Source organism: Streptomyces sp. NPDC058157 (genome assembly GCF_042884105.1).
GTDB lineage: Bacteria > Actinomycetota > Actinomycetes > Streptomycetales > Streptomycetaceae > Streptomyces.
Genome location: NZ_JBHVUQ010000059.1, coordinates 35,287 through 41,742, shown reverse-complemented (window position 1 = coordinate 41,742; position 6,456 = coordinate 35,287). Strand labels below are relative to the sequence as shown.

At 76.0% G+C, this 6,456-nt stretch carries 6 protein-coding genes; 3 read left to right on the top strand and 3 right to left on the bottom strand.

Annotated features, from left to right (window positions below; translation table 11 throughout):
- The coding region (locus ACFVXK_RS17380) for a cytosine permease (protein ID WP_389612529.1) at positions 1 to 453 on the bottom strand (453 nt) is incomplete at its 3' end.
- 70 nt (positions 454 to 523) lie between these two features.
- On the opposite strand from ACFVXK_RS17380, the gene ACFVXK_RS17375 reads away from it, so the two are divergent.
- Both ACFVXK_RS17375 and ACFVXK_RS17370 read left to right on the top strand, forming a co-directional pair.
- Positions 524 to 1,213 (top strand): TetR/AcrR family transcriptional regulator, encoded by a 690-nt coding sequence (locus ACFVXK_RS17375; protein ID WP_389612527.1) that lies wholly within the window; start codon positions 524 to 526, stop codon positions 1,211 to 1,213.
- A gap of 31 nt (positions 1,214 to 1,244) precedes the next feature.
- Positions 1,245 to 2,876 (top strand): amidohydrolase, encoded by a 1,632-nt coding sequence (locus ACFVXK_RS17370; RefSeq protein ID WP_389612525.1) that lies wholly within the window; start codon positions 1,245 to 1,247, stop codon positions 2,874 to 2,876.
- A gap of 15 nt (positions 2,877 to 2,891) precedes the next feature.
- Here ACFVXK_RS17370 and ACFVXK_RS17365 read toward each other — a convergent pair whose 3' ends face one another.
- Positions 2,892 to 3,845: a hypothetical protein gene (locus ACFVXK_RS17365; RefSeq protein ID WP_389612523.1), complete on the bottom strand. Its 954-nt coding sequence runs from the start codon at positions 3,843 to 3,845 to the stop codon at positions 2,892 to 2,894.
- A gap of 48 nt (positions 3,846 to 3,893) precedes the next feature.
- The gene (locus tag ACFVXK_RS17360; protein ID WP_389612536.1) at positions 3,894 to 5,513 is read right to left on the bottom strand and encodes a CocE/NonD family hydrolase; all 1,620 of its coding nucleotides are present in this window, start codon (positions 5,511 to 5,513) and stop codon (positions 3,894 to 3,896) included.
- 209 nt (positions 5,514 to 5,722) lie between these two features.
- On the opposite strand from ACFVXK_RS17360, the gene ACFVXK_RS17355 reads away from it, so the two are divergent.
- Positions 5,723 to 6,439 (top strand): TetR/AcrR family transcriptional regulator, encoded by a 717-nt coding sequence (locus tag ACFVXK_RS17355; RefSeq protein ID WP_389612521.1) that lies wholly within the window; start codon positions 5,723 to 5,725, stop codon positions 6,437 to 6,439.
- The last annotated feature ends 17 nt before the right edge of the window (positions 6,440 to 6,456 follow it).

The window sequence follows — 6,456 nt, the reverse complement described above, 5'->3', positions numbered from 1 at the left end:
GTTCAGGGCGAAGTAGCAGACGGAGACGAGCCAGCCGCCGACCGCGTTGTTGACGCGGTTGCCGAGGACCCCGTACAGCGCCCGGGTGATCACCTCGCTGGGCGCGCCGGCCGCCGGTCCGGAGGTGGCGAGGAGGCCCGTGAGCAGCCAGAACAGGTTGCCCACGACGAGCACGGCGAGGGTCTGCCCCAGGCTCAGGCCCATCAGCACCAGTGCCCCGCCGATCACGAGGCTGAGGTAGTTGACGTTCGCGGCGGCCCAGACGGCGAAGAGGTCGCGGGGGCGGCCGTGGCGCTCGGACTCGGCGATGCGGTCGATGCCGTGGGCTTCGACGCGTCCCGCGCGCCCCGGGTCGGTCCGGGCCCGTCCGGGCGCGTCGGGCGCTTCGGGGGCGCCGGCCGCTTCGGGGGCGCCGGCGCCGAGGGGCCGCGGGTCGGGGTGGGTGGATGCCATGGGGCCCTCCGGGGTGCGTGCGTATCCCGCCTGCTTGCTTATTGGTCGCACACTCAATAGCATCGCCGGTATGTCGTCAAGCGTCCCGCGCAAACGAGTCCGCAAGTCCCCCGACGCCCGTCGGGCGGAGATCGTCGAGGCCGCGGCCCTGGTCGCGCTGACCGAGGGGCTGGAGTGCGTCACGCTCCGCCGGATCGCCGACGAGCTCACCGTGCGGCCCGGGCTGATCAGCCATTACTTCCCGTCCGTCGAGGACCTGGTGGCCGAGGCCTTCGGGAGCGCGGCGAGCGCCGAGCTGGACCGGCTGGTCCCCGAGGACTCCGGCGGGGAGTCCCCCACCGGGCGACTCGCGCGGTTCCTGGCCCGCACGGCGGGCGAGGCCTACGACTCCGTCAGCCGCCTCTGGATCAACGCCCGCCACCTCAGCCGCTACCGGCCCGTCCTGCGCGACCGGGTCGCCGGACAGGAGGCGGCCTGGCGCGGACGCCTGGAGGGGCTCGTCCGGGAAGGCGTCGAGCGCGGGGAGTTCCGTACGCCGGACCCCTACGTGACGACCATCCAGATCCTCGTCGTCCTCGACGGGCTGGGCGCCCACGCCAACACCGACACCGCCGGCCGCCCCGCAGCGGTCACCCGGATGGCCGTCACCACGGCGGAACAGGGGCTCGGCCTGCCGCACGGCGCCCTGGACGCGCCTGCGGGCCCCGGAGCCGACCCGGAGCCGCCCGCCCCCGCCACCGCAACCGCCACCGCCGACTGACCCTCCCGCCCCGCCCCCTCAAGGAGCCCCCGTGCGCGCCCGCCTCGTCCTGCTCTCCGCCCGCCTGCTCGACCCCGCGACGGGACTGTTCCTGCCGCAGACCGCACTCGCCGCCGGGGAGGACGGCCGGATCCTCGCCCTGGGCGACGACCGGGAGATGCGGGAGCTCGCCGGTCCGGCGACCACCGTCGTCGACCTGTCGGGGGCCGTGGTCACGCCCGGCCTCACCGACGGCCACATCCACCCGGTCTCCGGCGCCGAACTCACCCACGGCCTCGACCTGTCGGGCTGCACGGACCTGGACGGCGTACGGCGCGAGCTGGCCGGACGGGTGCGCTCCCTCGCCCCCGGCGAGTGGCTGTCCGGCTGGGGCCTGGACCCCAACGTCTTCGGGGACCGGCCGGTGGGGACCGCGCCGTTCGACTCCGTGCTCGACGGGGTGCCCGCCTTCCTGCTGCTGTTCGACGCCCACTCGGCGCTGGCCAGCCGCCGCGCCCTCGAACTGGCCGGGGTCGACGGCCCCCGCACCTTCGGCCAGGCCTCCGCCGAGGTGGTCTGCGACGCCGCCGGACGGCCGACGGGCCTGCTCCAGGAGGACGCCGCCTGCGCACTCGTCGAGCGGGTCGCCCCGCGGCCCACCCGCGAGCAGCGCCGACAGCGGCTCGCCGCGGCCCTCGGGGCCATGGCCGCCGCCGGGCTGACCGGCGGGCACGCCATGGACGCGAACGGCGACAGCCTGGAGCTGTACGCGGAACTCGACGCGGCCGGGGAACTCCCGCTGCGGCTGCGGGTCGCGCCCTGGTGCCAGCCCGGCACCGAGGCCGAGGGGGTGCGCGCCCTGATCGGGCAGCAGGGCACCGGCGGGGCCCTGTGGGAGGTCGCGGGCGTGAAGCTGTTCATGGACGGCACCATCGACAACGGCACGGCCTGGCTGGAACACCCCGACCGGCACGGCGAGTCCACCCGCTCCTTCTGGCCGGACCCGGCCGCGTACACGCGCGTCGTCGGGGAACTGCACCGGGCGGGCGTGCCCACCGCCACGCACGCGATCGGCGACGCGGCCGTGCGGCACGTGCTCGACTCCGTCGAGCGGGCGCGGGCCGGCGGCGGGCCCGCCAGGGTGCGCCACCGGGTGGAGCACATCGAGACCGTCCCGGACGACACCCTGCGCCGCTTCGCCGAGCTGGGCGTCATCGCGTCCATGCAGCCCACCCACTGCTGCGATTTCACCCGGGCCGACCACACGGACAACTGGTCGCGGCGGCTGGGCGAGGAGCGGGCGTCGCGGGCCTGGCGCTGCCGTGACCTGGGGGACGCCGGGGCCACCGTGGTCCTCGGTTCCGACTGGCCGATCGCCCCGTTCCCGCCGCTGGGCGTGATGGCCGGCGCGCGCCACCGCCGCCCGAGCCGTGACCTGACGCTCGCGCCCCACGGGCCCGGGCAGGCGCTGACCGCCCTGGCGGCGCTGCGCGGGATGACCACGGCCCCGGCCTACGCGGCGGGCGCCGAGCACGAGGCCGGCCGGCTCGCCCCGGGGTTCCGCGCGGACCTCACGGCGTTCGCCGCCGACCCGCTCACCACCGCCGCGACGGACCTGCCGGAACTGCCCGTGCTCCTCACGGTCCTGGCCGGCCGCGTGACGCACCGCGCCGACGGGGTGTGAGGTCCTTCGGGGGCGTCAGCGGCCGAGCGCCCCGCGGACCGTCAGCCCGTGGTGGCGGTCCAGGCGGCGCAGCTCCCACCAGGACAGCGCCGTGACGGTGACGGGGGCGCCCAGGACGAAGACGGCCCGGACGGCGGCCGGGACCTGCGGATAGGCGCCCGTGACCACGTCCAGCACCGCCATCTCCCACACCAGCACGCCGGCCAGGACCGGCGGCAGCACCTCGTGGATGTCGGCGGTGCGGAAGACGTGGACGAGGGAGAGGCCGATGCCGTACAGCGCGAAACCGAGCGACCAGAGGCACAGGACGCCGATGAGGACCTTCCCCGGCAGCCCGACGGCCTCGCGCACGCCCGCGAGCTCCGGCGCCATCGCCAGGGGGAAGGTGGCCATCGACGCCATGACGGCCAGGACCGCGCCGAGCGGACGCAGGGCCCGGCGCAGGTAGACGCGGCGCAGCGGGCCGCGGGCGGCGGCCACGAAGGCGCCGACGACCACGGGGAAGGTGCAGACGAGGACGAGGACGCCGGACCAGCTCTGGTCGAGGCGGTCGTCCGCCGCGGCCTTGACGTCGGCGGCGCTCACGACGGCCTTGTAGGTGAGCGTCAACCCCACCCAGGCGACCAGGCCCAGCACCGTCCGCCACAGCTGGAGCGTGCGGACCTGGGGGTCGTGCACGATGCCGTCCCGCGAGGGGCGGAAGGTGCGCTGGGCGGCGTGGAAGGGGTTGCGGATCGCGCGCAGGATCCTGCCGGCGCGGGAGGGCTCGACGGGCGGGGGCGGGACCGGGTGCCCCGGGTACGGGGGGTAGGGGCCCGGCTGCGGCGGGAGGGGCTGCGCGTACGGGTTCGCCTGCGGGGGGACGGGCTGCGCGTACGGGTTTCCCTGCGGGGGGTACGGGGGCCCCTGCGGGGGCGGACCGCCTCCCGGGACCCCGTACCCGCCGCCGTGGTGTCCGTGTCCGTCCATGCCCTGCCCCGTTCCGCTCCGCCGACGCCCCGCATCGTAGCGGCGGGTTCACCTGCCGGGGGACCCCGTCCGCCGCGCGGTCAGGGCCGAGTCGGTGTGGAGCGTGACGCGGACCGGGGTGAAGGCCGTGGCGTCCAGCGGGAGTTCGCCGGTGCCGGGGTTGCGGGCGTAGCGGGGATGAGCTCCCGCGCTGATCTGCCAGCGCATGCGGTGGCCGGCGGCGAAGCGGTGGGCGGTGGAGCCCATCGGGACGGAGATCCGCGCCTCCTGCCCCGCCTCCGCGCGGACCCGGCCCAATCCGTCGCAGACGTTGACGGAGCGTCCCTGGGGGTCCACGTCGCACAGCCGGGTGAAGACGTCGGTGTGCCCGGTGTCCGTGGAGAGCGTCAGCCGTGCGGAGACCGGTCCCATGACGTCGAGCGGCTCCGCGAGGGGCGGGCCGGTGAAGGTCAGGACGTCGTCGCGGGCCTCCAGCGGGGCGTTGTCGCGCGGTCCGGCGGTGCGGGAGAGCAGCGGACCGCCGAGGGACGGGGTGGGGTCGGCCGGGTCGTGGCGGAAGGATGCCAGTTGCGCGGAGTCCGTGGGGGGCTGCTCGACGAGGTGTCCGCCCGGGGCGGCGTACCAGGTGGCGTCGGTCCCGGGCGGCGGCCAGGCGGCCAGGTCCCGCCAGGGGTCTTCGCCGCGGGTGTCGCCGCCGGTGTGGACGCGCACGGGGGCGGGGCGCAGGCCGGAGGTGTCCCCGCAGAGGTGGGCGCGCAGCCAGGCGAGGCTTTCGCCGAACACCTCGGGCCAGCCCCGCTGGAGGGCGGAGGTGTGCGTCCAGGGGCCCATGAGGAGGGCGGTGTCGCAGCCGGCGTTCCGCAGCCGGGCGTACTGGTCGAGGGTCTGTCCGGCGAGTACGTCGTGCCAGCCGGTGATCAGGGCGGTGGGCACCCGCAGCCGCTCCGCCGCCCCGGCGAGGGAGGCGCCGTGCCAGTAGGGGTCGGCGGCGTCGGGGTGCGCCATCGCCTCGTCCAGCCAGGGGACTTCGCCGCCGAGGGCGCGGACGTGCCCTCCGCGCAGGGGCTGCGCCGTGGTGGCCTCGCGCAGGCGGCGCTGCAGGCGCAGGGTGGCCTTGAGGAAGGGCCGGACGCCCCGGTGCTGGTAGGTCATGCCGAGGGCGATGACGAGGGCGTTCTCCAGGTGCAGTACGCCGTCCGCGTGGAGGAAGGCGTGGGGGTCGTGGAGGCCGACCTGGACGACCATGGCCTTCAGCTCCGGCGGCGGGTCGAGGGCGAGGGCCCACTGCACGTAGCCGAGGTAGCTGGGGCCGACCGTCCCGAGCCGGCCGTCGAACCAGGGCTGTTCGCGCAGCCAGGCGAGCGTGGCCCGGCCGTCGGCCGCCTCGTTGCGCCACAGGTGGAACGTACCGCCCGAGCCGCCGGTTCCCCGGCAGCTCTGGACGACCACGTGGAAGCCGTGTTCGGCGAAGAGGAGCCCGTACATGGGGCCCCAGGGGATGCCCCGGCCGTAGGGCGAGCGGACCAGGAGGGTGGGGAAGTCGCCTTCTCCCCGCGGGAAGTAGTGGTCGGTGACCAGGGGGCTGCCGTCGGCGGCCGGGACCTCCAGTCCCGGTTCCCAGCCGACCGCGTGCCGTCCGGCCGGGAGTCCCCGCCAGGTCGCCCTCATCAGGCGGGAGGACAGCGGCGGCTTCGCGGCCGGCGGGGTCCAGGCCGGTCCGGCGGCTGCGGTGGCTGCGGTGGTGGATCCGGCGCGGGGGGTGCGTGCTGGCATGTCTGCCTCTCCTCCATCTATTACCGTACGTTGTACGAGAATAGATCATGCTTGGATGACCTGGCCACATCCGCCCCGAAGACCACGACAGGGAGGGCGAGACCATGCCCGGCGAGGGAAAGTCCGGCGGCGCCGGCGTCGACCCGGAACGGCTCTGGCTGCGCCCGGCCGAGCCCCGCAGGGGCCGCCGCCCCTCCTTCACCCGGGAGGCGATCACGGCCCGGGCCGTCGCGGTGGCGGACGCCGAGGGACTGGAGGCGGTCACCATGCGGCGGGTGGCCGCCGAGGTCGGGGCCGGGGTGATGTCGCTCTACAGCTACGCCCCCGACAAGGAGACGCTGCTGGAGCTGATGGTCGACCACGTGAGCGCCGAGCTGACGGACACGGATCCGCCGAGCGGCGACTGGCGCGCCGACCTGAAGGCCGTCGCCCGCCTCCAGCGCGCCCACATGCTGCGCCACCCCTGGCTGACGGCGGCCCTGGCCACCCGCCGCTCCCCGGGCCCCCACACCCTGGCCTTCCTGGAACACGTGCTCGGCGTCCTGCGGCCCAGCGGCCTGGCCGGCGCCGCGAGACTGGAGGTGTTCGCCCAGCTCACCGGCTTCGTGGCGGGACACGTCGGCTACGAGATCGCGCAGGCGCGGGCCGCGGAGCCCCCGGGCCGGGCCGAGGCCGAGGCCCGCTACCTGGCCGCCGTCGCAGCGGACGGCCACCACCCGGAGCTCGCCGAAGCCCTCGCCTCCGCCGGGGCCCCCACCACCCCCGAAGAGACCTTCACCCGCTTCCTCGACCGCCTGGTCGACGGCCTGGACAGCACCTGAGACCCGGGCCGGACTCC